Genomic DNA, 24,132 nt, shown 5'->3' with positions numbered 1-24,132 from the left:
CTCAGCTAAGACATGAGGGCCTTAGGCCTTCTTGCGACGATAGATCACGTAGGCGCAGACACCGATGATGACGACGGCGCCAACGGCCATGGCGGCCATGTTGTTGCCCTCGGACTTCTCCTCGGTGACCTCTTCCTCTTCGGCCTCGGGCTCGGCCACGTCCTCATCGGAAAGGGCCTCGTCGGCGTAGGTGATGGACTCGACCAGGCAGTCGTTGTCAGCATCGTAGTCACTCGGGACGAACTCCTCGGAGAAATCGCCCTCCTGGAGGTAGTCGCGCATCTCCTCGAGCATGGCCTTGCACTTAACATAGGTGTTCTTGGTTGCAGCCTTGCCGGCCTTGTTGGCCAGGGCGGTGCGGGCTTCGGTGCCTTCTTCGGCCTGCATGGCCTCGTCGACGGTCAGGTTCTGCTCGATGAGTTCCTTCTGCAGGGCGTCGAGATAGGCGCGGACGCCGGTGGCGCAGTGGTCGCGGTTCTCATAGGCGAGCGTGTTGATGTCCATGAGGACGTAGTTGATGGAGTTCTTGGGCTCCTCGTTGTTCACGACGTCTTCCTCTTCGCAGTGATCGAAGGAGACATCCTGATCGCTGAAGTAGGGGCTGACCTCGGTGAGCAGTGCGGAATAGAGGGGGATAGCGACGGAGAACTCGGCGTTGGAGAGCATCTCCCACTGGATGGTCGCGATCTCGGGGTCCATGCCGTGACGGATCTGGAAGGTGTGGATTTCGGTGTTGCGGTTGGAGCCGATGGCATAGGCGCCGTCGGTGTTGGCGTTGAGGCCGGCGACATTCTCGCCGCGAGCGGCGAAGGAACGAATCATCTCAAAGGTGTTCCAGTCGGACTTGCCGGGCTGGAAGAACAGCGGCTGCATTTCGTGGACCAGGGCGCCGGTCGTCGCGCGAGCGTCTTCGCGCTCGTCCTTGACGATCTCGTAGTCGGTGCCCTCGGCAAGCGGAGCCATGAAGTAATCGCGGCCCTGGATATAGCGCGACCACTGGTGCATGCCGGCCTCGCCAATCTCCTCGCCGTAGGTCTTGGCGACGTCGAACTTGCCGTCGGTGTACTCGGCAAAGCCCTTCTCCTTAGGCATAGACTCGATGCCCTCGGAGTGGAGGCAGTTCTCGGTGTCGTCGAGGTCGACGTCATAGGTGAGGTTGCCGATGTTGGGGTTGAGCGAGGCGATATCGTCAGTGAGCCTCATGGCGATCCACTGATGGCCGGAAAGCGCTGCAAACAACCAGGTCTCGTTGTTGTCGGCAATGATGATCTGGTCGTTGGAGCAGACGCCCTGCTCGTCAATCAGGCTGCCGAGGAGCTCGACACCCTCGCGGGCCGTGGCGCTCTCGCCCAGAATGACGCTGGCGTAGTTGTATTCGCCAATGCCAGTCTCCTCGGTGATGGGGTCGGCCTCTTCGGCCTTCTCGTTATAGGAGGTGCTCAACGTGGCAGAGCAGGAGACGCCCTTCTCGTTGATGCCTGCCTCGGAATATGCGTCGTAGCGATCTTCCCACTGCGAGGGGTTGTCGCGAACGAAGGTGTAGCGGTAGGTTGCGCCCTTGGACTTGTACTCAAAACCGGACTCGACCGAGGTGTACTCGTTGCCGTCCTTGTGTGCGGGCTCAATGCCAAAGTACTTGACGTAGCGCGGACCGAAGTCCTCGGAACGGCCGTAGTACGTGTTGCCGTCGGCCGTGAGCTTGCTGCCCATGTAGATCTGGGTGCAGGCGAGCGCCGAAGTCGGCATGGCCATGATGGCCGCTGCTCCAAACGCAAGGCCGCAGCCGAGCTTCTTGAGCGTGTTGACAGGATGAGTAAACCTCATAATCCCTCCCAACTGTTGAAACCCCGCGAAACCGTACGGAGTTTCAGCTAATAAATACATCTACTAGCCTAAAGGAAGTGTAAAGAGTATTCATTCGACAACAGCTTTTACTCGATGAGCGTGAAGAAATATACGATGAACGGATAATAATACTCATTTTATAGCTTTAGTTAAATAAAGGCACCCTGCATTTACTGTAGCTGAATAAAGCATTAGACGGCGCTCAAAAAGAAAACTCTCCCGCTGTTTAGGATTTGCATAAACAGCGGGAGAGTCGATAACTGGATGAATATCATACCAATGTGGATTTACTTCTTTCGGCGGTGAATCACGTTGATGGCGTAACCGACGAGCATGGCCAAGACGATGACAATAAAGCCGATCAGGGGATTGTCGTTCATGGGGTCCTCCTATTTTCCGAGCGGTGAGAATTCGTCGACGATGAGGTCGAGGCATTGCGGAAGCGCGCGGGCTCCAAAGACGCCCGAATTGCTGGAGATAATCTCGCCATCGAACTGCATGCCCAGCGACGGGGTGCAGGTAATCTTGGCTTCTTTGGTCTGGATGATCTTAAACTGCGGACGACCGAGCACCTTGCCGGCGGGGTCGAGCGCGGCGGTGATCACGGTCGGGAGCAGCTGCACGGTTTTTACGGGCTCGATGACCGCGATGTCGACCATGCCGTCGTTCATGCGGCAATCGGGGAACAGGTTGATGTCGTTTTGGATGACCGAGGTGTTGCCGGCCATGCAGCAGATGCCATCGAGCTCCTCGACAATGCCGTCATGCTCGATGGTAAAGTGCGCCACCGTGGGGTTGGGCGTGGCGAGCGCGGAGAGGAAGTAGGCGATCTCGCCGATGTCGTTTTTGGTGGGGGCGGCCTTCATCATGATCTCGGCGTCGAAGCCCGAGCCGGCGATGATGATAAAGCCGTGGCGCTTCTCGTTGCCGTTCTCGTCGAGCCAAAAGAGCTCGCCCATGTCCACTTTGACCGTACGACCGGCGCGGCAGGCCTTGGCAAGTGCCGCTGCCTCGGGGGCATTACCGATGTTATTGAAGAACAGGCAGGCCGTACCGGAGGGGAAGACGAGCGTGGGGACGCCGCATCCGCGCATTTGGTCGAGCACGTTGGAGACGGTGCCGTCGCCGCCCGAAATCACCACGCGATCAAACTCGCGCACGTCCGCCACGGCGTCCTCGGGTTCCATGCCATCGCCGATAAAACGCATCACGACCTCGTCGCCGCCCTGCGCGAGGGCGTGCGTGAACGCGTAGATCTCATCTGAGCTGGGGCCCGATGCCGGGTTGTGGATGATAAGGCAGCGCATGCTTACGTTCCCGTTCTGTGACTAACCGAGTATAGTTGTAGGGCAATGCCGTTATCCTACCCGTGTTTTTCGGGCCTAACCTTATTCGATGGGTTGATATGTACATTTCCACACATCAGGCTCTGCTCGACTTTTGCCAGCGCGCCCGTGAGTTTGACGCGATTGCCGTCGATACCGAGTTTTTGCGCGAGCGCACATTCCATCCGCGCCTGTGCCTGGTTCAGATTGCCACCCCTGCCGAGAGTGTCGCGGTCGATCCCCTGGTGATCGACGACCTATCGCCGCTGGCCGAGCTTATGGCCGACGAGAGCGTGACTAAGGTCTTCCACGCCTGCTCGCAGGATATGGAGGTCATGCTCCACACCGTGGGCGCGCTGCCGCGTCCGATTTTTGACACGCAGGTCGCCGCCGCCTTTTTGGGCGAGCGCCAGCAGATTTCCTACGGCGCGCTCGTGCAGACATTTTGCGGCGTTTCGTTGCCCAAGACCGAGTCGCTGACCGACTGGTCGCGCCGCCCGCTGACCGATAAGCAGATTGAGTACGCGATCGATGACGTCAAGTATCTGATCGTTGCCTATGCCGAGATGATGAGCCGCCTGCGCGAGCTGGGCCGTGTGGATTGGGTGCTCGACGAGTTGCGTCCTCTGGCCGACGAGTCGCACTACCGTGCCGATCGTCACGAGGCATTCCGCAAGGTCAAGCGCATCAACTCCTGCAGCCGCCATCAACTGGGCATTGCTCGCGAGCTTGCCGCTTGGCGCGAGGATCGCGCCGAGCGCCGCAACATCCCGCGCAAGTGGGTCATGTCCGACGATACGCTGCTGGCGCTCGTCAAGCGCAATCCCGTGCGCGTTGAGGAGTTCCGCAGCATCCGCGGTACCGACCAGCTGGGGGAGCGCGACGTGGACGGCGCGTTGATGGCCATCAAGCGCGGTGCGAGCTGTCCGCACGATCGCCTGCCGCTCTTGGTGCGCGGGCATCACCAGATTTCGCCGGAGCTGGAGAGCGTGACCGACCTTATGTATGCGCTCATTCGCCTGGTTGCCGAGCGCTCGGGTGTGGCGACCTCGGTCATTGCCTCGCGCGATGACCTGGCCGACTATATTGAGCACCCCGGGCAGAGCCCCCTGCGCGAAGGCTGGCGCTTTGAGCTCGTGGGCTCGCGCCTGGACGATTTGCTCTCGGGCAATATGGGGTTGACGGTGAAGGACGGCAAAATCGAGCTTTTGTAGTCATATGGTTACGCGGTTTTACCAAACCGCGTAACAGCTCGACGCTGCAAACGGCCGAGAGCGGCAATCTGACGTTCAATCGTCGCTCGCGTACCAAAGTACGCGTCGCTTCTCTTTCACGTCACCTTGCTCGCTCTCGGCCGTTTTCGCTGACATTGCCAAAACATTGATGTTGATTTGCTGGTCAGTCGAATGGGTAAAATGCCTCCAACGTGTAACTCGATTCGGAGGAATTCGCATGCCTTATTACTATGGATACGGCTTTGGCATCGACCCGCTGTACCTGCTGGTTGTTCTTGTCTGCACGGTGCTTGGCCTTGCCGCACAGAACTATATCAACTCGACGTACAAAACCTGGTCCAAGGTTCGCTCGGACGGCGACACGGGCGCCACGGTCGCTCGCCGCATGCTCGACGCCAACGGCTGCAACGCCGTGGGTATCAAGGGTGTCGCTGGCGAGCTCACCGACCATTACAACCCGCAGGACAACAACCTATATCTGTCAGATGCCAACCGTTCTGGCGGCTCGGTCGCAAGCGTTGCCGTCGCCTGCCACGAGGCAGGCCATGCCGCCCAGCGTCAAAGCGGCTATGCCATGATGAAGGTACGCACCGCTTTGGTCCCCGTCGTCAACTTTACCCAGAACACCTGGACGATCGTGCTGCTCATGGGCCTGTTCATGAACATCGCGGGGCTCACGACCCTCGCGCTGGTCTTCTTCTCGTTTAGCGTGTTGTTCCAACTGGTTACGCTGCCGGTTGAGATTGATGCCAGTCGCCGCGCCGTGGCGTATATCGAGCAGTCGGGTATGAGCTCCAAGCAGGTCAACGGTGCCAAGAAGGTGCTGACGGCCGCCGCGCTCACCTACGTGACTGCGGCGCTCACCTCGATTATTCAGCTGCTCTATCTGATGGCTCGCTACAACAGAAACTCCAACCGATAACAAATTGGGTCGCTGGGCGCCGCGGTGATTTGTGTCCCCGCGGCGCTGTACTATGTGTTGGACTTGAATTTGCGCAGGGCCGAAGCCTCTGTGCACGATGACGAAAGGAGGCTGCGTGGCTGGCTGGAATCTAACCGGCAATGCCGTTTCCGCCGAGTTCGATGGATCGGACGAGCAGGGGCGCAAGGAGCTCAGCGTGAGCCAGGCGGTGGAGATCGCCGCCGGCGCGCTCGATGCCATTCCGCAGCTGAGCGTTTTGGGCGAGGTCACGGGTTTCCGTGGTCCCAACGCCCGAAGCGGCCACTGCTACTTTCAGATCAAGGACGACTCGGCCGCCGTCGACTGCATCATCTGGAAGGGCGCCTACCTTAAGCGCACCTTCGACTTGCGCGACGGCATGCAGGTAAGCTTTAAGGGCGGCTTCAATCTCTACAAGCCTACGGGTCGTATGAGCTTCGTCGCCCGCTCGTTCTCGTTAGCGGGGGAGGGTCTGCTGCGTCAACAAGTGGCGCAACTGGCCGAAAAGCTACGCCGCGAGGGCCTGATGGACGAAGCGCGCAAGCGCCGCATCCCGGTGTTCTGCTCCCGCGTGGCGGTCGTCACCTCGCTTTCGGGTGCCGTAATCGACGACGTCAAGCGTACATTGCGTCGTCGCAACCCGCTCGTCGAGCTCGTTTGCGTGGGGGCCAAGGTGCAAGGCGAAGGCGCGCCGGCGGAGCTCATCGAGGGCCTGCGCCGGGCCGCTTCCATTACACCGGCGCCCGATTGCATCTTGCTGGTGCGCGGCGGTGGCTCCTTCGAGGACCTCATGACCTTTAACGACGAGGAGCTTGCCCGTGCGGTGGCGGCCTGTCCCGTGCCCGTGGTGACGGGCATTGGCCATGAGCCCGATACCTCGATCTGCGACATGGTGAGCGACCGTCGCGCCTCCACGCCAACGGCGGCGGCCGAATCGGTGGCGCCGGCTATGACGGAGTTGGCCGACGTGCTCGAGGCACGTCATCAGCGTCTGGGCGCCGCGATGGCTTCGATGATTGGGTCGGCCCAGGTCGACCTGGAGATGCTCGATCAGCGTGGTCGCCGCGCCTGGGATACCTATACGGCCCGTCTGGGCGATGCGCTCGATGCAGCCGCGTACCGCCCGTGCCTCAACGACCCAACGTTTATGGTCGAGCGCCGCGAATCGGAGCTTGCCTTGACGGCCGATCGTCTGTCCGGCGCCATAACGCGCTCGGTTGGGGCCTTCCGCTCCAACTTCGAGCGTCTGCCCGAGCGCTTGGTCGCAAGCACCTCGGGGCTCGATGGCAAGCGCCATGCGCTCATGCTCGCAAGCTCCCGTCTGGAGCATCAGGGACGTACGATGCTCAGCAGGCCGGCGTCCGACCTTGGCCGTGCGGCAGCCTCGCTCGATGCCCTGTCGCCGCTTAAGGTACTTGCCCGCGGCTATTCCATCGCGTACAGCGATGATGGTGTGGCTACGAGCGCCCAGACCTTTAAGCCGGGCGACGCCATCCGCGTGCGCATGGCGGACGGTAACGTGTCGGCAACCGTCAACGCGGTCGAGTAGACCGCGTTTCACAGTGATAGACCCTTAGGAAAGGAAACAGATATGGCAGAGAAGACCCCGGTCGAGCAGCTTACGTTCAAGCAGGCCTCGCAGGAGCTGGAGCTCATCATCCGCAGCCTGGAGTCGGGCGATATGGAGCTCGAGGAGTCGCTCGAGAGCTACACCCGCGGCGTCGAGCTCCTCAAGAGCCTGCGCACCCGCCTGTCCGATGCCGAGCAGAAGGTCTCGGTGCTCCTTAAGGACGTCGACGGCAACGACGTGCTCGCCGACGGCGAAGCCGCCAACACCGACGACAGCCTCTCGTTCTAACCATTCCGACCAAATATAATTACCTTGGTCTGTGAGAAAGGAACCAACCATGTGCGATTGCATCTTCTGCAAAATTGCCAACCACGAGATCCCCTCGACCGTTGTCTATGAGGACGACCAGGTCATCGCGTTCGACGACCTTAACCCCCAGGCGCCGGTTCACACGCTCGTGATCCCCAAGAAGCACTACAGCGACATCGCCGACAACGTGCCTGCCGAGACCATGGGCGCCATGGCTCACGCCATCCAGGAGGTCGCCAAGGCCAAGGGTCTGGAGGACGGTTTCCGCGTCATTTCCAACAAGGGCGTCAACGCCGGCCAGACCGTCATGCACTTCCACATGCACGTCCTCGGCGGCAAAAACCTGGGCGAGAACCTCATCTGAGGGCGCGTAGCCCGTCGACTTGGCTGCCTTTGGAGTAATCTATGCAGCTTTCTCAACTCGAATACCTTCAAGCGGTAGCGAACTATGGCGGCGTGCGCAAAGCAGCTCGCGCCGTTCATGTGAGTCCGCAGGCTGTTTCGTCGGCAATCAAAAAGTTGGAATCTGAGTATCAGATTGTTTTGCTCGACCGATCGGCGGGGGAGGCTGTTTTGTCTCCGGCGGGCAGAGAATTTGCGCGTCGTGCACGCGTGATCCTGGCACAAGTCGACGATCTCAAAAAGTACGCTCAATCGAGGGACGACGGCGTCTCGCCCGACGGCCACTTTCGTCTTTACGCCCCTTGCCTTCATGGGCGGGGGCGCCTTTTTGCCGAAAACTGGTATGACTCGTTTGAACGCTCGCACCCTCAGATTCATCTTGATGTGTGGCATCAGCCAACGGCAACATGCTTTGAATCACTTATACTTGGAATTTCGGACGCGGCTATCTCGTTTGAGGAACCACGGGACAGCGTCCTTTCTTCAAAATATATGGGTGAAAAGGAGCTCAGGGTTCTTTCATGTCCAGCTGGTCATCAATCTGTTGACGCTATGACCATTCGTGAGTTGCTGGGCGGCAGGCTCGCTGTTCCCATTAATTTGTCACCCTGTCTCAATGCAATCAATCAATGTCCCGAAGCCCAGCTGGTTAATTTCCGCTTTCGCGATGTCGAATACGGAAACAGGGCGCAGGCTGAGTTTCTTCAAGCCGGGGGATTGATATTGAGTTTTTCTGGCTCTTCTCTCGCATCGGATGGATCGGAAGTGAGCGAGTGCTCCATTGAAGCCTCACATGACGTAGCCTTGCCCATCTACTTTTGCTATCGACAAAATGCCTGGACCGATCGACACCAGACGGTATTTCTTCACCTATTGCGTCATCTCGCTTCGTGAGGCCATTTGGCCTCGTGTCGTCAAGTGAATGTTGACGCCCTGCAACACATAGCTGACAGCTTTGCCCTCATGCTTTTCCAAGATTTCGATTTAGATTGCTGACTCTTGGAGGGCGGAGCATGAAAAACCGTACGGTTTTGCTTTATATGACGTTCGTTTTTCTGTCGAATTTCAGCACCATTTTGTATTTTCTGACGGTTTACCTTGAATTCGTCGGATTCTCGATGGTGGCGATTTCCAGCATGATGATTGCATATCAAGTGAGTAAGTTCATCCTCGAAGTTCCCACTGGCTATATTGCTGATAGGTTTGGACGAAAGACAAGCGGTCTCGTTGGCGTCGTGGGGATGCTTGGATACTACGCCGCCCTGCTTCTCGTCCGTTCCCCTCTGCTTTTAATCGGTGCGTTTGCTCTCAAAGGTTTTGCCGTTGCATGTCTGAGCGGATCCATAGAAGCGATTTACATTGACAGCGTCTCTCGGGACCAGCTCGTAAGACTTAATGCCGTTGAGCGATTTGTTTTCTATGCCTCTTATGCCATCTCCGCTTGCGTGGGCGGTTTCATTTCGTCTGTCGGTGCATATCTCATTGGTCTTTCGGCAGATATCATCGCAATGGTGTTGACGTTGGTTGTCGTTGTCTGCATTCCTGAGATGCGAAGAGGGGGCACTGCGGGGGCACCTGAGCGTGGAATTAGCCCGAAGATGATCGGTGCCGCTATTGCGTGTAATGGCATTCTTCGTTCAGCGTTCATCATGGACTGTTCTCAGGCATTTGCTTTTGTCGCCCTGGATGACTTTTTCTCACTGCTGCTTGCGGGTCGCGGAATGAATGCCGTCGCTTCGGGTGTGACCATTGCGGTCCAGCTCCTTGCCTCGGCCTCTATGGGGCTTATTGTGCCCAGTGTGAGTGCTCATGTCGACAAGGGCCGTTTTGCGCGTATTTGCGGCATCATTCGCTTAGTATTGACAGCTTTGTTTTTGATCCCCCTTACTCCGGCTAATTTGCTGCCCGTGTTCTATGTGCTGCAGACGGTTGCGTACTCGTTATTTGCTCCAATTAAATACTCAATTTTTCAAAAGGCAGCCGATTCTTCGATGCGCTGTTCACTGATTTCGGTTCAAAGCCAGATGGTGGCGGTGGGTGCCGTTCTTTTCTATCTGCTCAACTCTGTGCTGAGTAGCGTTGCGGGCATTCGAGTCGTATTGCTTGTTGCACTCGGGATTACTTCCCTGGTGTATATCCCCGCGCTATTTCGTCTTACAAGTCAAAGGCCATGAGCATTTAGGCACCGATAACTTATATATCAACGCAATAAACCCGAGCGCGAGGGCGTTTGGGTTTATTATTGAAGCGTATGTAACCTGGCGGCGCCACACCGCCTGTTAGTAGGGAGACACATGAACGTTCTGGTCGTCAACGCAGGATCTTCGACCCTTAAGTATCAGGTCATCGATACCAAGTCCCACAAGGTGTCCGCAAAGGGCTCCTGCGAGCGCGTCTGCTTTACCGGCGGTACCTTCACCCACGCTGCCAACGGCTCCAAGAAGGTGACCGAGAACATCGAGTTCCCCGACCACAAGGTCGCCATCGAGGTCGTTCTGAAGGACCTCGAGGCCAACGGCGTCAAGATCGAGGGCATTGGCCACCGTATCGTTCAGGGCGGTTGGTACTTTGGCGATTCCTCTCTCGTCGACGAGGATGTCCTCGCCAAGATCCGCGAGGTCGCTCCGCTCGCTCCGCTGCACAACAACCCCGAGGCCAACGTTATCGAGTACTGCCTCGAGCAGTATCCCGACCTGCCCAACGTCACGGTCTACGACACCGCTTTCCACTTCAACATGCCCGAGGTCGCCAAGACTTACGCCCTGCCCAAGGACGTCTGCGACAAGCTGCACATCCGTAAGTACGGCGCCCACGGCACCAGCTACCGCTACATCTCCAAGAAGGTCGCCGAGATGACCAACGGCGAGGCCCGCAAGGTCGTCGTGTGCCATATCGGCTCCGGCGCTTCCCTGTGCGCCATCGAGGACGGCAAGTGCATGGACACCACCATGGGCTTGACGCCGCTCGACGGCGTCATGATGGGCACCCGCTGCGGCTCCATTGACCCGGCCACCGTGTGCTACCTGCAGCGCGAGGGCGGCTACACCTTCGACGAGGTCGACGAGATGATGAACAAGAAGTCCGGCCTTTTGGCTGTGACCGGCGGCAAGACCAACGACTGCCGCAACGTCGAGGAGCTCGCCGCCGCTGGTGACCCCGATGCTCAGCTCGCCTTCGACATGTTTGTCTACAAGATTGCCGCCAAGGCTGCCGAGATGGCTACTTCTATGTGCGGTATGGACACCCTGGTCTTTACTGCTGGCATCGGCGAGCACGCTCCGGCGGTCCGCGCCGGCGTTGCCGACCGCCTGGCCTTTATGGGCGTCAAGATGGATCATGCCCGCAACGCCCTGCGTGGTGACGGCGCTTGGTGCCTGTCTGCCAAGGATTCCAAGGTCAAAATCTTTGTCATCCCCACGGACGAGGAGTTCATGATCGCTTCTGACGTCGAGCGCATCGTCAACGGCAAGTAATTGCAAGAGGGGAGGGGCTGGACGACCGAGCGCCGTTCGGCCCCTCTTTTGCGCTCGTTGGGCGATATGAGTGATAGCTATTTATCAAGTTGTGATAACTTCTTATTAAAATGCGGCCGCTTAAGGGGCCTGCGTCGACCGTATTGCACTGCAAAGGAGTCTCATGAACGTACTTGTTGTCAACGCCGGTAGCTCAAGCCTTAAATATCAGCTTTTGGATACCGATACCCGCGAGGTTTTCGCCAAGGGCAACTGCGAACGTATCGGTTCGGACATGGGCATCTTTGGCCACTCCGAGAACGGTGGTGCCAAGCAGACCGAGGAGATTCCTTTTCCCGATCATCGCTGCGCCATTGCGCGCGTGCTCGAGGAGCTCGAGAAGACCGACTTTACGATCGATGGCATTGGCCATCGCATTGTTCAAGGCGGTTGGCACTTTAAGGATTCCGCGGTCGTCGACGACGAGGTCATGGCCAAGATTCTCGAGGTGGCCCCGCTCGCCCCGCTGCACAACTACGGCGAGGCCGCGGCGATTGAGTATTGCCGCGAGAAGTATCCGGAGCTGCCCAACGTGGCCGTCTTCGATACCTCGTTCCACATGACCATGCCCGAGGTCGCCTACACCTACGCGCTGCCCAAGGACGTGTGCGACAAGTACCACGTGCGCAAGTACGGTGCCCACGGCACGAGCCACCGCTATGAGTGGATGATGGCCAAGGAGATCCTGGGCTCGCGCTGCCACCGCCTGCTCTCGTGCCATTTGGGCAACGGCGCCTCGCTTGCCGCCATCGAGGACGGTGTATGCCGCGATACCACGATGGGCCTCACGCCGCTCGACGGCCTGATGATGGGCACCCGTTGTGGTTCCATTGACCCGGCTACCGTGTGCTACCTGCAGCGCGAGGGCGGCTACAGCTACCAGGAAGTCGATGACATGATGAACAAGCAGTCTGGTCTGCGTGCCATCTCGGGCATCTCCAACGACGCCCGTGACATCCGTACGCGCGCCTCCGAGGGCGACGAGCGCTGCCTGCTCGCCTTCGATATGTTCGCCTACAAGGCCATGCAGCAGGCCGGCTCCATGATCGCTTCCATGGCGGGCGTGGACACCATTACCTTTACCGCCGGCATTGGCGAGAACGACTGGTCGATCCGCAAGGCCTTCTGCGACTGCTTTGAGTGGCTGGGCGTGCGCATCGACAACAACAAGAACCGCGAGGCCGTGGGTAACGGCCCGCAGGTCATCAGCGCCGCCGGTTCCGCCGTCACGGTCATGGTCATCCCCACCGACGAGGAATACATGATCGCCCACGACGTCGAGCGTCTGACCAAGAACAACTAACGCGCGCATTTGCAAGTAAGCGAAAGGCCTCCAGAGCAACGACTCAGGAGGCCTTTTTGCTAGCAGGCGGACGGCGGAAACCCTATCCCATTTCGAGCGCAAATTCTGGGACACGCTTTCCGGTTGAGGCACGTTGCGGAAAGTGCGACCCACAATAAAGCAAAATTCCGTCCCGCAGTTTCCCAAACAGGCCCCAAGGGGAAACTGCATCCCAAAATTCGCCTTCAAACTGGGATACGCTTTCCGCTTGAACAGCCGCCGATCTGCAGCACGTCTCGCAGATCCAAAGTGGCCATATCCGCAACGCCTTCGCTCCCAACAATTGCACCCATCCATTCAGATCCTCAGCCCCAGCTCGTAGCCAAGCCGCCGTCCACTCCAGATGCCCTGAATTCTTCGTAGCAGTAGAAGGCCGTACGGGCTGACCCCTGAAAACATTCCGCAGACCAGAAACGCCCCCGTTCGTAGCTCCGAAGGAGCAGAACGGGGGCGTTTCATTGGTCGAGGACGTTTTCAGGGGTCAGCCCGTACGGCCTTCGGGCGAGTGCGTCCGCTACTCAGCCATCTGAGCCTGGACGGCGGTGATGGCTACGACACCCACGATGTCGTCGGCAGAGCAGCCGCGCGACAGGTCGTTGACCGGCTTGGCGATGCCCTGCAGGATGGGGCCGTAGGCGTCGGCGCCGGCGAAGCGCTGGACCAGCTTGTAGCCGATGTTGCCGGCCTCGAGGTCGGGGAATACGAGCACGTTGGCCTTGCCGGCGACAGAGGAGCCGGGAGCCTTGAGCTGGGCGACGGTGGGGACGATAGCGGCGTCAAGCTGCAGGTCGCCATCGATGGCGAGCTCGGGAGCCTTCTCCTTGCAGAACTTCACGGCCTCCTGGACCTTCTTGGCGACCTCGCCGCCAGCGGAGCCCATGGTGGAGTAGGAGAGCATGGCCACGTGCGGCTCAACGTTGCCCATGAAGGTGGACCAGGAGTGAGCGGAGGCGATGGCGATCTCGGAGAGCTCGTCGGAGGACGGGTTGATGTTGAGGCCGCAGTCGGCGAAGATCAGCGTGCCGTCAGTGCCGAACTGCGGGGTGTCGGTGCACATCACGAAGAAGGCCGAGACCAGCTTGGTGCCCGGGGCGGTCTTGAGGATCTGAAGCGCAGGGCGCAGGGTGTCGGCGGTGGAGTGGCAGGCGCCGGAGACCAGGCCGTCGGCGTCGCCCATCTTGACCATCATGGTGCCAAAGTAGGTGGCGTCCATCACCTGGGCGCGAGCCTGCTCGATGGTGACGCCCTTCTTGGCGCGGAGCTCGGCAAACTTCTGTGCGTACTCCTCGTGCTTCTCGGCATTGCGCGGGTCGATGACGGTAGCGCCGGGAACGTTGATCTCGTCGGGGTTGCCCAGGATGACGATCTTTGCCAGGCCCTCCTCGATGATCTTGGTGGCCGCGACGATGGTGCGCGGATCTTCGCCCTCGGGCAGGACGATCGTCTTAAGGTCGGCCTTGGCGGCAGACTTCATACGGTTTAGGAAATCGCTCATGTTACTCCTTACAAGCGTTTCGCTAAGCTCCAGGCGCCCGGCTGTTCACGAATAAACCCGCTGCTAGCGGGTTTACCTTTCAATAATGTTCGCCGTGGTGCTTGAGCTTTCCTTGTGTGGCAAGCTCATTATAGGACGCATTAGCGCTATAATCGCTCTGATAAATATGTCTCGACGTATGTTCGAGAAAAAGCCCAGTTAAAAAGCGTGTGGCTTTTGACAAGGAGTATCGATGCAGATTACCTCAGGCCTGCCTGAAGGCTTTAATGCCGGTGCGTACGACATGATCGTTGTCGGCGCCGGTTATGCCGGTGCCGTTTGCGCCCGCCGTCTTGCCGAAACTATCGGCTATCGTGTTGCCGTTTTGGAGCGTCGCGGCCACATCGCGGGTAATGCCTACGACTGCACTGACGAGGCCGGAATCCTGGTCCACGAGTACGGTCCGCACATCTATCACACTTTTAATGAGCGCGTCCATAACTTCCTGTCGCGCTTTACCAAGTGGACGGACTACCAGCACAAGGTGCTCGCCAACATCAACGGCACCCTCATGCCCGTACCCTTTAACCATGCGAGCCTCAAGCTCGCCTTTGGCGATGAGCGCGGCGAGGAGCTGTACCAAAAGCTCGTGGAGACCTTTGGCAAGGACGTCAAGGTGCCCATTATGGAGCTGCGCAAGAAGAACGACCCGGATCTTGCCGAGGTCGCCGATTATGTCTATGAGAACGTCTTTTTGCATTACACCATGAAGCAGTGGGGCCAGACGCCCGACCAGATCGACCCCTCGATCACCGGCCGCGTTCCCGTCTTTGTGGGCGATGACGATCGCTACTTCCCGCAGGCTCCTTTCCAGGGCATGCCGCAGGACGGCTATACCGCGCTGTTCGAGCATATGCTCGATCACGATCTGATCGACGTATTCTGTGACGTAGACGCCCGTGACCTCTTTGAAATCGACGAGACCACCGTCAAGATCGATGGCAAGGTCTATGGTGGCGAGATCGTCTACACCGGTCCGCTCGACGAGCTGTTCAACCTCGACCTGGGCGCGCTGCCGTACCGCACGCTCGATATGAAGTTCGAGACGCTCGATATGGACCAGTTCCAGCCCGTGGGCACCGTCAACTACACCACGAGCGAGGACTATACGCGCATCACCGAGTTCAAGAACATGACTGGTCAGGTCCTGCCCGGCAAGACCACCATCATGAAGGAGTACTCCAAGGCCTATACGCCCGGCTCGGGCGAGACGCCGTACTACGCTATTCTGGAGCCCGAGAACCGTGAGCTCTATGAGCGCTACCTTGAGCGCGTCCAGAACCTGACGAACTTCCACCCGGTGGGTCGTCTGGCCGAGTATCGTTACTACGATATGGACGCCGTGACCAATTCTGCCCTCGATCTTTCGGATGAGATTATCGCCTGCCATGCATAAAGTCATAACATTCGGTATTCCCTCATATAACGCCGCCAAGGACATGGACCATTGCATCACCTCCATCTTGGAGGGGAGCAATTACGCCACCGATATCGAGATTATTGTGGTGGACGACGGCTCCAAGGACGAGACGGCCGCCAAGGCCGACGAGTGGGAGGCCCGTTATCCTGGAATCATCCGCGCGGTGCACCAGGAGAATGGCGGCCACGGTATCGCCGTCCTCTCGGGCCTGCGTGAGGCGCATGGTACGTACTATAAGGTCGTTGACTCGGACGACTGGCTCGACGGTGCGGCGCTTTCGACCATGCTGTCGATTCTGCGTGGCTTTGAGGAGCGCGACCAGCGCGTCGACCTGTTTATCTCGAACTACGTGTACGAGAAGGTTTACGAGGGCACGCATACCGCTATTGGCTACAAGTTTGCCCTGCCGCGCAAAAAGATTTTCTCTTGGGACCAGATCGGACACTTCCGTCCCGATCAGAACCTGCTCATGCACAGCCTGTGCTATCGCACCGACGTACTGCGCGAGTCCAATCTGCCTATGCCGGCACACACCTTCTACGTGGATAATATCTACGCATACGTGCCGCTGCCGCGCTGCAAGACCATGTACTACGCCGACATCGACCTCTATCGCTACTTTATCGGTCGCGAGGGTCAGAGCGTCAATGAGGCCACGATGGTCAAGCGCCTGGGCCAGCAGTTCCGCGTAACGCGCATCATGATGGAATCGTTCCACCTGTACCAGGACGTTGAGTCCTCGCGTCTGCGTTCGTACATGATGGGCTACTTCACCATGATGATGGCGATCTGCTCGGTGCTCACCAAGCTTTCCGAGGAAGATTGTGCCGATGAGCGCCTGAAGACGCTGTGGAAGGACCTGAAGGAGTACGACGAGCGCATGTATCGTCGCGCTCGCTACGGCGTGGTCGGATTCTTTACCAACCTGCATGGACGGGCCGGAGACAAAACCACACTCGGCCTATACCGTCTTGCCTCAAAGATCTTCAAATTCAACTAGTACAGAAACGCTCGGGTAACAGGGACCCCTGGTCCTTAACTTGCTACTTCGGACAGTCCTGCGCAAGACGGAGGCGCCACTGGCGCCTCCTTTGCGTGCGGAACTCGTATCAAGTTAAGGACCAGGGGTCCTCTGCTATGTCCCGCTTTATGTCAGCAAGCTGAATTTGAAGATCTCCGACGCGCGGTACATAGGGGCCTGGGCTGAAAGGGATCTTGTTGAGTAGGTTGCCCGGTGGAGCTTGGTTATGTTTGTCGCGAGTTCCGCACGAGCCGAAGAGCACTTAATGTGCTCTTCGTGCGAGCCAGGACTGTAGAGCAGCAAACATAACCAAGCCCCACCGGGCAACCGGTCAGGTTAGGCTACTTCGCGGCGCCGGGGATGCCGTGGGAGGTTTTGGCGGTTTTGGCTCCGTTTACGATGGCGGTCTGTAGGGCCCTTACGGCGAGCATGCCCAGCAGGTCTAGGGGAATGGCGGCGCTTGCTTGGGTGCCCAATTTGCCGCTGGCGAGGGTGTAGATGGTGTCGCCGTCGTTGGTGGTATGCGTGGGGCGAATGGCGTGCGCGTAGGCGTCTGCTGCCATCTGGGAGACCTTGGTGGCCTGGGCCTTAGTGAGCTCCACGTTGGTGACGATGCAGCTGATGGTGGTGTTGGTGCGGTCGAGCGGCATCTGCATAGAGCCGGCGGCGGCAAAAGCGGCGAGCTCCATGTCGACGATCTGGTCGCTATCGGCTGCGGCGCGCATGCCGGCTACCCATTCGCCCGTGGTCGGGTCGACGACGTTGCCGCAGGCGTTGACCGAGACCACGGCACCCACCTTGACAGGGCCGAGCGCCACGGCGGCAGCGCCAAGGCCGGCCTTCATGCAGGTGGCGGGGCCCATGAGCTTTCCTACGGTAGCGCCGGTGCCGGCACCCACATTGCCCTGCTCGAGTGTGGTGGGGGTGTTGTCGAGTGCCTCGCGCACGGCGGCGATGCCGGCCTCAATGTCGGGGCGCACGGTGGGGTCGCCAAAGGCAAGGTCGAAGATACAGCTGGAGCACACGATGGGCACCTGCGTGGGGCCGACGGGCAGACCAATGCCGCGGCTCTCGAGTTCGCGGGCCACGCCGCTTGCAGCCTCGAGGCCAAAGGCCGATCCGCCCGAAAGGCAGACGGCGTGGACCTTATCGACGGTGTTTTCGGGACGCAGCAGGTCGGTCTCACGCGAAGCGGGGGCGCCACCACGTACGTCAACGCCACCGGTGGCACCCTCGGGCGCCACGATTACGGTGCAGCCGGTGCCAGCCTCCTCGTCCGTGTAGTTGCCAAAGCAAAAGCCATCGACATCGCAAGCGTCAATGGCCTCAAGCAGTGTATCCATGTTTTACTCCTATCGGTTTTCCGCCGGGCCTTATGCCCGGTCGGGATCCGTACGGTACGGAAAAATTGTAGGCGCTGGGGGATACCCAGCGCCAGATGCAATTACGATAGTTTTTGAATCGCACGCGCGACGCGAGCGATGGGCAGGCCCACCACGTTGTAGAAGTCGCCCGAAATATCATGCACGAGCATGCGCCCGCCGACGCCCTGGATGCCGTAGGCGCCGGCTTTGTCCATGGGCTCGCCCGAGGCGACGTAGAGCTCAATCTGCTCGTCGGTGAGCTCATAGAACGTCACGTCGGTCACATCGACAAACGACAGGCTCTCGGCGGCGTGCGGGGCTGTGACGTCTCCGGCTCTAACGATGCAGACGCCGGTTGCGACCTGATGCGTGCGCCCGGAGAGCTCGTGGAGCATGGTACGGGCTTCGTCCTCGTTTGCCGGCTTACCCAAAATCTTGCCATCGAAGGTGACGATGGTGTCGGCCGCGATGGTCAGCTCACTGGGATCGGCGTGCTCGGCGGCAACGGCGGCAGCCTTAGCGCGAGCTAAGCGCTCGACAAGCGTAAGCGGGGCCTCGTCATCAAAAGGAGTCTCGTCGATGTCAGCGGGAATGACGCGGATGTCGTGGCCCGCTTCGCGCATCAACTCGATGCGGCGCGGTGAATGCGAAGCCAAAATCATAGCTGAATGCCCTCGGCAACCTTCTCGACAGCCTTGTCGCCGGCGAGCGTACGCAGCAGCTCAAGCGCAAAGGGGAGCGACTGGGCCATGCCGCTGGCGGTGATGATGTTGCCGTCGTGCGTGACCTTGTCGCCGGTATAGGCGCCCTCGGGGAAGCTCTTCTCAAAGCCGGGGAAGCACGTGGCGTGGCGTCCCTCGAGCAGGTCAAGCTCGCCCAGGATAAACGGGGCGGCGCAGATGGCGGCAACATGCTTGGTCGCGGCGAACTCGCAGACTACGTCGCAGACGCGCTGATCGGCGCGCAGGTTGGTGGCGCCGGGCAGACCGCCGGGCAGCACGACGCAGTCGTACTCGTCAAAGTTAATCTCGTCAAAGAGCGCGTCGCAAGTTACGGGAATCTGCAGCGAGCTTACGACCTCGCGGGTGGGCATGATCGAGACGAGCGTGGCGCGCACGCCGCCGCGACGCATGACATCGACCATGGTCAGGCATTCAATCGTTTCAAAGCCATCGGCGGCAAGAACGGCAACGCTGGGCATGAGAGTTCCTTTCGTAAGGCGGCATACAATTAGCCGTCTTATACCCCGAAGACCTCCGCTTGCCACGCTCGATTTCCCATTGTTTAAAATAGCCCCGTCCGAATTAGTTACCCCCACCCATCCTCAACAATCTCAATCTGTAACATCCATCGACCAAAACTAGCCCCAACTGTTACAGATCGAGACAGTCCCCAACAGCGCTGCCCCGTTCGGGGAAACGACCGCCACAGGTGCGGCGGGCAGAGACTCACTTTTTTCTCGGCTTTTCTTGACGGCTTCTCTTCTGTTGTAGTATCTTGTCTCCGTCTAAAAACGCGTGGACTTTTCTGGGCGCTAGCCACCTTTTTGCCACGCAACCGAGCAGTCGGTTGCGTGGCTTTTTTCGTCTTGGCAGCAGGTACCACATGCACCGCCAGAAGACCGCACGAGCCCACCTTCCGACTGCCGGGAACAGACGCACGGATGTGCGTCTGCAAGACAGCAGACGGAAGGGAGCCTAATGGCAGGAACAAACACAATCAAGCAACAGGCCGCCGGGGCAGGAGCCGCGGGCGCGGGACAGGTCAAGGCGGCGCTCCAGGTCTTTGCGGGCGGCGCCTGCTACGGCGCGATGGCCACGACCTACAAGCTCGCCTACGCCGCGGGCTTCACCTCGGCACAGGTGGTGGCGAGCCAGGCGTGGTTCGGCTGCCTCTTCTTCGCCCTCGCCACGCTCGCAGGGCACGCACTCGGGCACCGCTGGCAGCGCGTGGGCTGGAAGCTCGCCCTCAAGCTCATGGGCCTGGGAGCCCTCACCTGCCTCACCTCAATCCTCTACTGCTACGCCATGAGCGTGCTGCCCGCCCCGGTGGCGCTCACGCTCCTCTTCCAGTTCACGTGGCTGGGGCTCGTGTGGCAGACCGTCATGACGCGCCGCCCGCCAAGGCTCCTCCAAGTGGCCTCCGCCCTGGTCATCGTCTTCGGGACGGTGTTCGCCAGCGGCGTCTACAAGGCCGGCATCACCGGGTACGACCCCGTGGCCCTACTCTGCGCGCTGGGGGCGGCCGTGTCTTGCTCCCTCTTTGTCACCCTCTCCGGCAGGGTCGAGGCCCCCTGCTCGTCCGAGCAGCGCGGCGTCATCGTGTGCGCGGGCTCCGTGGCCATGTCGCTCACGGTGTGCCCGGACTACGTCGTCTCGGGCGTCCTCGCCCAGGGCATCCTGCCCTTTGCCGTCATCGCCGGCTTCTTTGGCATGCTCTGCCCGGTCCTGCTCTTCGGCATGGGCTCTCCGCACCTGTCCGCGGGCCTCTCCACTGTCATGGCCGCCGCGGAACTCCCCGCCGGCCTGCTCATCGCCATGATCGTCCTCGGCGAGCCGCTCGGCGTCGTCGAGTGGCTGGGCGTCGCCATCATCCTCGCCGGCGTATGCCTGGCACAGGTCCCCTCCCTGGTCGAAGGCCGGGAGGCACATCGCGCCGCCGCGGGACAAGCCGTCAGCTAGTCACCCCTTCACAGGCGGCCCGCGCGCATCAGGGAAAGGGCCACGGGCCCGGCGCGTGAGGTCGCAAGGACGTTATAAAGCGTCCCCCGCAGAGGTGGGGGCGCCAGAAAGAAGGAGGCACTATGCCATTTCCAAAAGGGTTCCTTTGGGGAGGAGCCACCGCCGCCAACCAATGCGAGGGAGGTTATGACGAGGGCGGCCGCGGCCTTGCCAACGTCGACGTCATCCCACACGGGCCGGAGCGCAACGACGTGAGCCGCGGCCTGAGGCGCATGCTCGACTTTGAGCCCGGGTACTACTACCCGGCCCAGACGGGCATCGACTTCTACCACCGCTACCGCGAGGACATAGCCCTCTTCGCAGAGATGGGCTTTAAGGTCTTTCGCCTCTCCATCGCCTGGAGCCGCATCTTCCCCAATGGCGACGAGGAGGAGCCCAACGAGGCCGGGCTCGCCTTCTACGAGGACGTGTTCCGCTGCTGCCGCGAGCACAGGATCGAGCCCCTCGTGACCATCACGCACTTCGACTGCCCCATCCACCTCGTCAAGAAGTACGGCGCCTGGCGAAACCGCGCCCTCATCGAGCTCTACAAGCGGCTCGTGAAGGTGCTCTTCAACCGCTACCGCGGCCTCGTGCATTGGTGGATCACGTTCAACGAGATGAACATGATCTTGCACCGTCCCTTCATGGGTGCCGGCATCGTCCTCGAGCCCGGGGAGAATGCCCGCGAGGCCGAGTACCGCGCCGCGCACAACGAGCTTGTGGCGAGCGCCTGGGCCACCAAGATCGCCCACGAGGTCGACCCGGAGAACAAGGTTGGCTGCATGCTCGCCGCGGGAAGCTACTACCCCTACTCCTGTCGTCCCGAGGACGTCCGTGCAGCGCAGGTCAAGAACCAGGAGGACCTCTTCTTCGTGGACGTGCAGGCACGCGGGCACTACCCCGGCTACGCGCTCAAGATGCTCGAGCGCGAGGGCATCGACGTGGGCATGACCGCCGAGGACGAGCGCATCCTTGCGGAGAACACCGTCGACTTCATCTCGTTTAGCTACTACTCCTCGCGCTGTACCGCGGGCGACCCCGATTCCGTGGGCGGCGTCGCCGAGGGCAACGCCTTCGCCGGCGTAGAGAACCCCTACGTGCGCACGAGCGACTGGGGCTGGGTCATCGACCCGCTGGGGTTCCGCATCACGATCAACGACCTCTGGGACCGCTACCAGAAGCCGCTCTTTGTGGTGGAGAACGGCCTCGGCGCCTATGACGAGGTGCTTCCCGACGGCACGATCGAGGACGACTACCGCATCGCCTACCTGCGCGAGCACATCGAGGCCATGCGCGACGCCATCGAGCAGGACGGCGTCGAGATGCTCGGCTACACCACCTGGGGGCCGATCGACCTCGTGAGCGCGGGCTCCGGCGAGATGGAGAAGCGCTACGGCTTCATCTACGTGGACCGCGACAACCTGGGCAACGGCACGCTCGAGCGCAGGCGCAAGAAGAGCTTCTACTGGTACCAACAGGCCATCGCCACCAACGGAGGCGACCTGGGCTAGCCGCCCGGGCAATATCGCTAAGGAGAAAATAATGGCTGAAAAATACGACAATCTGGCCAGATCCATACTCGAGAACGTAGGCGGCACAGAGAACGTCGCCAGCGTCGCGCACTGCATCACGCGCGTGCGCTTCAAGCTCAAGGACGAGTCCCGCGCCAACACGGCCAAGATCGAGGCCCTCAAGGGTGTTATCCAGGTCATCCAGGCCAACGGCCAGTACCAGGTGGTCGTGGGTAACATCGTCGAGGACGTCTACGACGCGGTCCTGGAGGCCGGCAACTTCTCGAGCGGCGCAAGCGCCGACGACGAGCCCCAGGGCGATAAGACCGTCGCCTCCGTCGTCATCGACCTCATCTCTGGCATCTTCCAGCCCATCCTGGGACCGCTTGCCGCCGCAGGCATCATGAAGGGACTGCTTGCCCTCATCACCTACTTCGTCCCGGCCTTTGCAAACGACGGCCTCTACACGCTGCTCTACACCGTGGCTGACGGCTTCTTCTACTTCCTCCCCGTCGCCCTGGCGTTCAGTGCCGCGCGCAAGTTCCGCATGAACGAGTTCACCGGCGTGGCAATCGGCGTGGCGCTCCTCTACCCGACGATGGTCGCCCTGACCTCGGGTGAGGCGCTCGGCAGCATCGACCTCGGCGTGGCCGGCACGTTCTCGTGGTACGCCACCGCCCTCGGGCTCCCCATCATCATGCCCGTGTCCGGCTACGTGAGCTCGGTGATCCCCGTCCTTCTCATGGTGTGGTTCGGCTCTATCCTTGAGCGCTGGCTCAAGAGCTGGATGCCGGTTGCGCTCAAGATGTTCCTCGTCCCGCTCGCCACGATGACGGTCTCCATCGTCTTGGGCTACCTCGTCATCGGCCCGGTGGCCACCCTCATCACCAACCTGCTGAGCGCGGCGTTCTCGTTCATCTTCCAGCTCCCCGTGGTTGGTTCCGTCCTGGGCAGCGCCCTGGTCGGCGGACTGTGGATGTGCCTCGTCATCTTTGGCTTCCACTGGAGCCTCATCCCCATCTCCATCATGAACCTGAACACCCTCGGCCACGACAGCGTGCTCGCCGCCACCATCGGCCACGGGTTCGCGCTCGGAGCGGTCATCTTTGCCATGTACCTCAGAAACAAGGACGAGCGCTTCCGCGGCATCGCCCTTCCCGCGATGATCTCCGCCTTCTTCTTCGGCGTCACCGAGCCGGGCATCTACGGCATCGCCCTCCCCAACAAGCGCGCGTTCGTCGTGGCATGCCTGAGCTCCGCCGTGGGCGGCGCTATCGTGGGAATGACTGGCGCTCTCATGTACATCTCGGGCGGCCTCGGCGTCTTCAACCTGCTCAACTTCATCGACGGGACCCCTGGTGGCGCCGGGATCTCCCATATGATCTTCGCGATCATCGCCTCGCTCATTTCCGCCGTCCTGGCCTTTGTTATCGAGTTCATCGCCTACCGACCCAACGACGAGGAGGAAGGCGCCCACTAGCTTGCGCCCTCCTCAATCAGCTCTATGTAATTGAGGAGCAGTTGAGGTGGGTGAGGGCCGAGGGCGATCAAGGTGGCCGCCCTCGGCCCGGGACAACCTGCCAGAAGGCGTTTAGCTTTCTCGGGCGGCGCTGAAATGAACTGCGCCCCGAAACTTAGACGGGTCAATTAGCGGCCTATGCCGCACATGGGGACTGATTCCGGAACTCCTCCGGGGTCAGTCCCTTTTGCTTAACCTGCCTCCTCTTGTTCCAGTGAACGGTGTAGGCGTGGAGGTCCCGCTTGAACTCCTCGAAGCTCCGCCACGTCCGGTTCCTGTAGAACTCGTCCTTCAGGCGCCCGGGCAGCAGCTCCGTCGCAAGAGCTCGCCCTCGCGCGCCGCCGGCCCCGGCCGGGTCCGGGCGCCCTTCGGCCTTCGGTGCGCCCGTATCCCCTGTCGCAAAACTCTGCTGCAAGAGTCCTCAGCGTGGCGTCGTGTCCGACTTTCCCGTCCATAAAGAAGCCCCCCATTTCTAATGTCCAAGAAATGAGGGGGCGGTTCAATTTCGGGACGGGGATTAAATAAGGCTCTGTTAGACCAGGATTGACATTCCGCCCCGT

At 60.3% G+C, this 24,132-nt stretch carries 21 protein-coding genes; 14 read left to right on the top strand and 7 right to left on the bottom strand.

The window, feature by feature from the left end; genetic code table 11:
* Nucleotides 1-21: 21 nt before the first annotated feature.
* Entirely contained in the window at nucleotides 22-1,824 is a 1,803-nt protein-coding gene (locus DW661_RS07885) for a C69 family dipeptidase (RefSeq protein WP_158568429.1), read from the bottom strand.
* A 410-nt stretch (nucleotides 1,825-2,234) separates the two neighbouring features.
* Complete coding sequence (locus tag DW661_RS07880; RefSeq protein ID WP_117806505.1) at nucleotides 2,235-3,152, bottom strand: diacylglycerol kinase family protein; 918 nt, start codon at nucleotides 3,150-3,152, stop codon at nucleotides 2,235-2,237.
* A gap of 98 nt (nucleotides 3,153-3,250) precedes the next feature.
* Between DW661_RS07880 and rnd the strand changes: the two genes are divergently transcribed.
* The 9 genes from rnd to DW661_RS07835 all read left to right on the top strand — a co-directional run bounded on the left by rnd (nucleotide 3,251) and on the right by DW661_RS07835 (nucleotide 12,441).
* Nucleotides 3,251-4,384: a ribonuclease D gene (rnd, locus tag DW661_RS07875; protein ID WP_118935295.1), complete on the top strand. Its 1,134-nt coding sequence runs from the start codon at nucleotides 3,251-3,253 to the stop codon at nucleotides 4,382-4,384.
* A 238-nt stretch (nucleotides 4,385-4,622) separates the two neighbouring features.
* A complete protein-coding gene (locus DW661_RS07870) occupies nucleotides 4,623-5,327 on the top strand; it encodes a zinc metallopeptidase (protein WP_118935294.1) in 705 nt (234 codons plus the stop codon).
* Between the two features lie 115 nt (nucleotides 5,328-5,442).
* Nucleotides 5,443-6,894 carry an exodeoxyribonuclease VII large subunit gene (gene xseA, locus DW661_RS07865; RefSeq protein WP_370448144.1) on the top strand — a complete coding sequence of 484 codons (1,452 nt, stop codon included), beginning with the start codon at nucleotides 5,443-5,445 and terminating at the stop codon, nucleotides 6,892-6,894.
* A gap of 42 nt (nucleotides 6,895-6,936) precedes the next feature.
* The gene (xseB, locus tag DW661_RS07860) at nucleotides 6,937-7,203 is read left to right on the top strand and encodes an exodeoxyribonuclease VII small subunit (RefSeq protein WP_118935293.1); all 267 of its coding nucleotides are present in this window, start codon (nucleotides 6,937-6,939) and stop codon (nucleotides 7,201-7,203) included.
* Nucleotides 7,204-7,252: 49 nt separating this feature from the next.
* Complete coding sequence (locus tag DW661_RS07855; protein WP_035137921.1) at nucleotides 7,253-7,588, top strand: histidine triad nucleotide-binding protein; 336 nt, start codon at nucleotides 7,253-7,255, stop codon at nucleotides 7,586-7,588.
* A 41-nt stretch (nucleotides 7,589-7,629) separates the two neighbouring features.
* Nucleotides 7,630-8,520, top strand: coding sequence for a LysR family transcriptional regulator (locus tag DW661_RS07850; protein WP_118935292.1), 891 nt, complete (start codon nucleotides 7,630-7,632; stop codon nucleotides 8,518-8,520).
* 119 nt (nucleotides 8,521-8,639) lie between these two features.
* Nucleotides 8,640-9,800, top strand: coding sequence for an MFS transporter (locus tag DW661_RS07845; protein WP_118935291.1), 1,161 nt, complete (start codon nucleotides 8,640-8,642; stop codon nucleotides 9,798-9,800).
* 120 nt (nucleotides 9,801-9,920) lie between these two features.
* Nucleotides 9,921-11,099: an acetate/propionate family kinase gene (locus tag DW661_RS07840; RefSeq protein WP_055309796.1), complete on the top strand. Its 1,179-nt coding sequence runs from the start codon at nucleotides 9,921-9,923 to the stop codon at nucleotides 11,097-11,099.
* Between the two features lie 163 nt (nucleotides 11,100-11,262).
* Entirely contained in the window at nucleotides 11,263-12,441 is a 1,179-nt protein-coding gene (locus tag DW661_RS07835; protein ID WP_118935290.1) for an acetate/propionate family kinase, read from the top strand.
* 553 nt (nucleotides 12,442-12,994) lie between these two features.
* Here the strand turns inward: DW661_RS07835 and pta are convergent.
* A complete protein-coding gene (pta, locus tag DW661_RS07830; protein WP_006234296.1) occupies nucleotides 12,995-13,975 on the bottom strand; it encodes a phosphate acetyltransferase in 981 nt (326 codons plus the stop codon).
* A gap of 232 nt (nucleotides 13,976-14,207) precedes the next feature.
* Here pta and glf point away from each other — a divergent pair, with 232 nt between their 5' ends.
* Both glf and DW661_RS07820 read left to right on the top strand, forming a co-directional pair.
* The gene (glf, locus tag DW661_RS07825) at nucleotides 14,208-15,410 is read left to right on the top strand and encodes a UDP-galactopyranose mutase (RefSeq protein ID WP_055252340.1); all 1,203 of its coding nucleotides are present in this window, start codon (nucleotides 14,208-14,210) and stop codon (nucleotides 15,408-15,410) included.
* Entirely contained in the window at nucleotides 15,403-16,434 is a 1,032-nt protein-coding gene (locus tag DW661_RS07820; RefSeq protein WP_118935289.1) for a glycosyltransferase family 2 protein, read from the top strand. The genes glf and DW661_RS07820 overlap by 8 nt, the downstream gene beginning before the upstream one ends.
* A 362-nt stretch (nucleotides 16,435-16,796) precedes the next feature.
* On the opposite strand, the gene DW661_RS07815 is transcribed toward DW661_RS07820, so the two are convergent.
* The 3 genes from DW661_RS07815 to DW661_RS07805 form a co-directional block, all read right to left on the bottom strand.
* Nucleotides 16,797-17,798, bottom strand: a complete 1,002-nt coding sequence (locus DW661_RS07815; RefSeq protein WP_118935288.1) for a P1 family peptidase — start codon at nucleotides 17,796-17,798, stop codon at nucleotides 16,797-16,799.
* Between the two features lie 101 nt (nucleotides 17,799-17,899).
* Nucleotides 17,900-18,481 (bottom strand): nucleoside triphosphate pyrophosphatase, encoded by a 582-nt coding sequence (locus DW661_RS07810; protein WP_118935287.1) that lies wholly within the window; start codon nucleotides 18,479-18,481, stop codon nucleotides 17,900-17,902.
* Nucleotides 18,478-19,020, bottom strand: a complete 543-nt coding sequence (locus tag DW661_RS07805; protein ID WP_118935286.1) for a DJ-1 family glyoxalase III — start codon at nucleotides 19,018-19,020, stop codon at nucleotides 18,478-18,480. The genes DW661_RS07810 and DW661_RS07805 overlap by 4 nt, the downstream gene beginning before the upstream one ends.
* Nucleotides 19,021-19,519: 499 nt before the next feature.
* Here DW661_RS07805 and DW661_RS07800 point away from each other — a divergent pair, with 499 nt between their 5' ends.
* The 3 genes from DW661_RS07800 (at nucleotide 19,520) to DW661_RS07790 (ending at nucleotide 23,533) form a co-directional block, all read left to right on the top strand.
* Nucleotides 19,520-20,500, top strand: coding sequence for an EamA family transporter (locus tag DW661_RS07800; RefSeq protein ID WP_118935285.1), 981 nt, complete (start codon nucleotides 19,520-19,522; stop codon nucleotides 20,498-20,500).
* Between the two features lie 122 nt (nucleotides 20,501-20,622).
* Complete coding sequence (locus tag DW661_RS07795; RefSeq protein WP_118935284.1) at nucleotides 20,623-22,053, top strand: 6-phospho-beta-glucosidase; 1,431 nt, start codon at nucleotides 20,623-20,625, stop codon at nucleotides 22,051-22,053.
* Nucleotides 22,054-22,084: 31 nt separating this feature from the next.
* Nucleotides 22,085-23,533, top strand: coding sequence for a PTS transporter subunit EIIC (locus tag DW661_RS07790; protein WP_118935283.1), 1,449 nt, complete (start codon nucleotides 22,085-22,087; stop codon nucleotides 23,531-23,533).
* A 175-nt stretch (nucleotides 23,534-23,708) separates the two neighbouring features.
* Here the strand turns inward: DW661_RS07790 and DW661_RS10460 are convergent, their stop codons facing one another.
* Complete coding sequence (locus DW661_RS10460; protein ID WP_199407134.1) at nucleotides 23,709-23,987, bottom strand: IS3 family transposase; 279 nt, start codon at nucleotides 23,985-23,987, stop codon at nucleotides 23,709-23,711.
* Between the last annotated feature and the right edge of the window lie 145 nt (nucleotides 23,988-24,132).

This window comes from Collinsella sp. AM24-1 (assembly GCF_003470325.1).
In the GTDB taxonomy this organism is placed as follows: domain Bacteria; phylum Actinomycetota; class Coriobacteriia; order Coriobacteriales; family Coriobacteriaceae; genus Collinsella.
The sequence above is the reverse complement of the archived record's forward strand: the minus strand, read 5'-3'. Positions and strand labels throughout refer to the sequence as shown.

Excerpts from the sequence above, each read along its gene's own strand:
- DW661_RS07885 (WP_158568429.1), bottom strand. The coding sequence starts at position 1,824 with ATGAGGTTTACTCATCCTGTCAACACGCTCAAGAAGCTCGGCTGCGGC.
- DW661_RS07870 (WP_118935294.1), top strand. The coding sequence starts at position 4,623 with ATGCCTTATTACTATGGATACGGCTTTGGCATCGACCCGCTGTACCTG.
- DW661_RS07855 (WP_035137921.1), top strand. The coding sequence starts at position 7,253 with ATGTGCGATTGCATCTTCTGCAAAATTGCCAACCACGAGATCCCCTCG.
- DW661_RS07815 (WP_118935288.1), bottom strand. The coding sequence starts at position 17,798 with ATGGATACACTGCTTGAGGCCATTGACGCTTGCGATGTCGATGGCTTT.
- pta (WP_006234296.1), bottom strand. The coding sequence starts at position 13,975 with ATGAGCGATTTCCTAAACCGTATGAAGTCTGCCGCCAAGGCCGACCTT.
- DW661_RS07840 (WP_055309796.1), top strand. The coding sequence starts at position 9,921 with ATGAACGTTCTGGTCGTCAACGCAGGATCTTCGACCCTTAAGTATCAG.
- DW661_RS07800 (WP_118935285.1), top strand. The coding sequence starts at position 19,520 with ATGGCAGGAACAAACACAATCAAGCAACAGGCCGCCGGGGCAGGAGCC.
- DW661_RS07805 (WP_118935286.1), bottom strand. The coding sequence starts at position 19,020 with ATGCCCAGCGTTGCCGTTCTTGCCGCCGATGGCTTTGAAACGATTGAA.
- DW661_RS07845 (WP_118935291.1), top strand. The coding sequence starts at position 8,640 with ATGAAAAACCGTACGGTTTTGCTTTATATGACGTTCGTTTTTCTGTCG.
- DW661_RS07820 (WP_118935289.1), top strand. The coding sequence starts at position 15,403 with ATGCATAAAGTCATAACATTCGGTATTCCCTCATATAACGCCGCCAAG.
- xseB (WP_118935293.1), top strand. The coding sequence starts at position 6,937 with ATGGCAGAGAAGACCCCGGTCGAGCAGCTTACGTTCAAGCAGGCCTCG.
- glf (WP_055252340.1), top strand. The coding sequence starts at position 14,208 with ATGCAGATTACCTCAGGCCTGCCTGAAGGCTTTAATGCCGGTGCGTAC.
- DW661_RS07880 (WP_117806505.1), bottom strand. The coding sequence starts at position 3,152 with ATGCGCTGCCTTATCATCCACAACCCGGCATCGGGCCCCAGCTCAGAT.
- DW661_RS07850 (WP_118935292.1), top strand. The coding sequence starts at position 7,630 with ATGCAGCTTTCTCAACTCGAATACCTTCAAGCGGTAGCGAACTATGGC.
- rnd (WP_118935295.1), top strand. The coding sequence starts at position 3,251 with ATGTACATTTCCACACATCAGGCTCTGCTCGACTTTTGCCAGCGCGCC.
- DW661_RS07790 (WP_118935283.1), top strand. The coding sequence starts at position 22,085 with ATGGCTGAAAAATACGACAATCTGGCCAGATCCATACTCGAGAACGTA.
- DW661_RS07810 (WP_118935287.1), bottom strand. The coding sequence starts at position 18,481 with ATGATTTTGGCTTCGCATTCACCGCGCCGCATCGAGTTGATGCGCGAA.
- DW661_RS07795 (WP_118935284.1), top strand. The coding sequence starts at position 20,623 with ATGCCATTTCCAAAAGGGTTCCTTTGGGGAGGAGCCACCGCCGCCAAC.
- DW661_RS07835 (WP_118935290.1), top strand. The coding sequence starts at position 11,263 with ATGAACGTACTTGTTGTCAACGCCGGTAGCTCAAGCCTTAAATATCAG.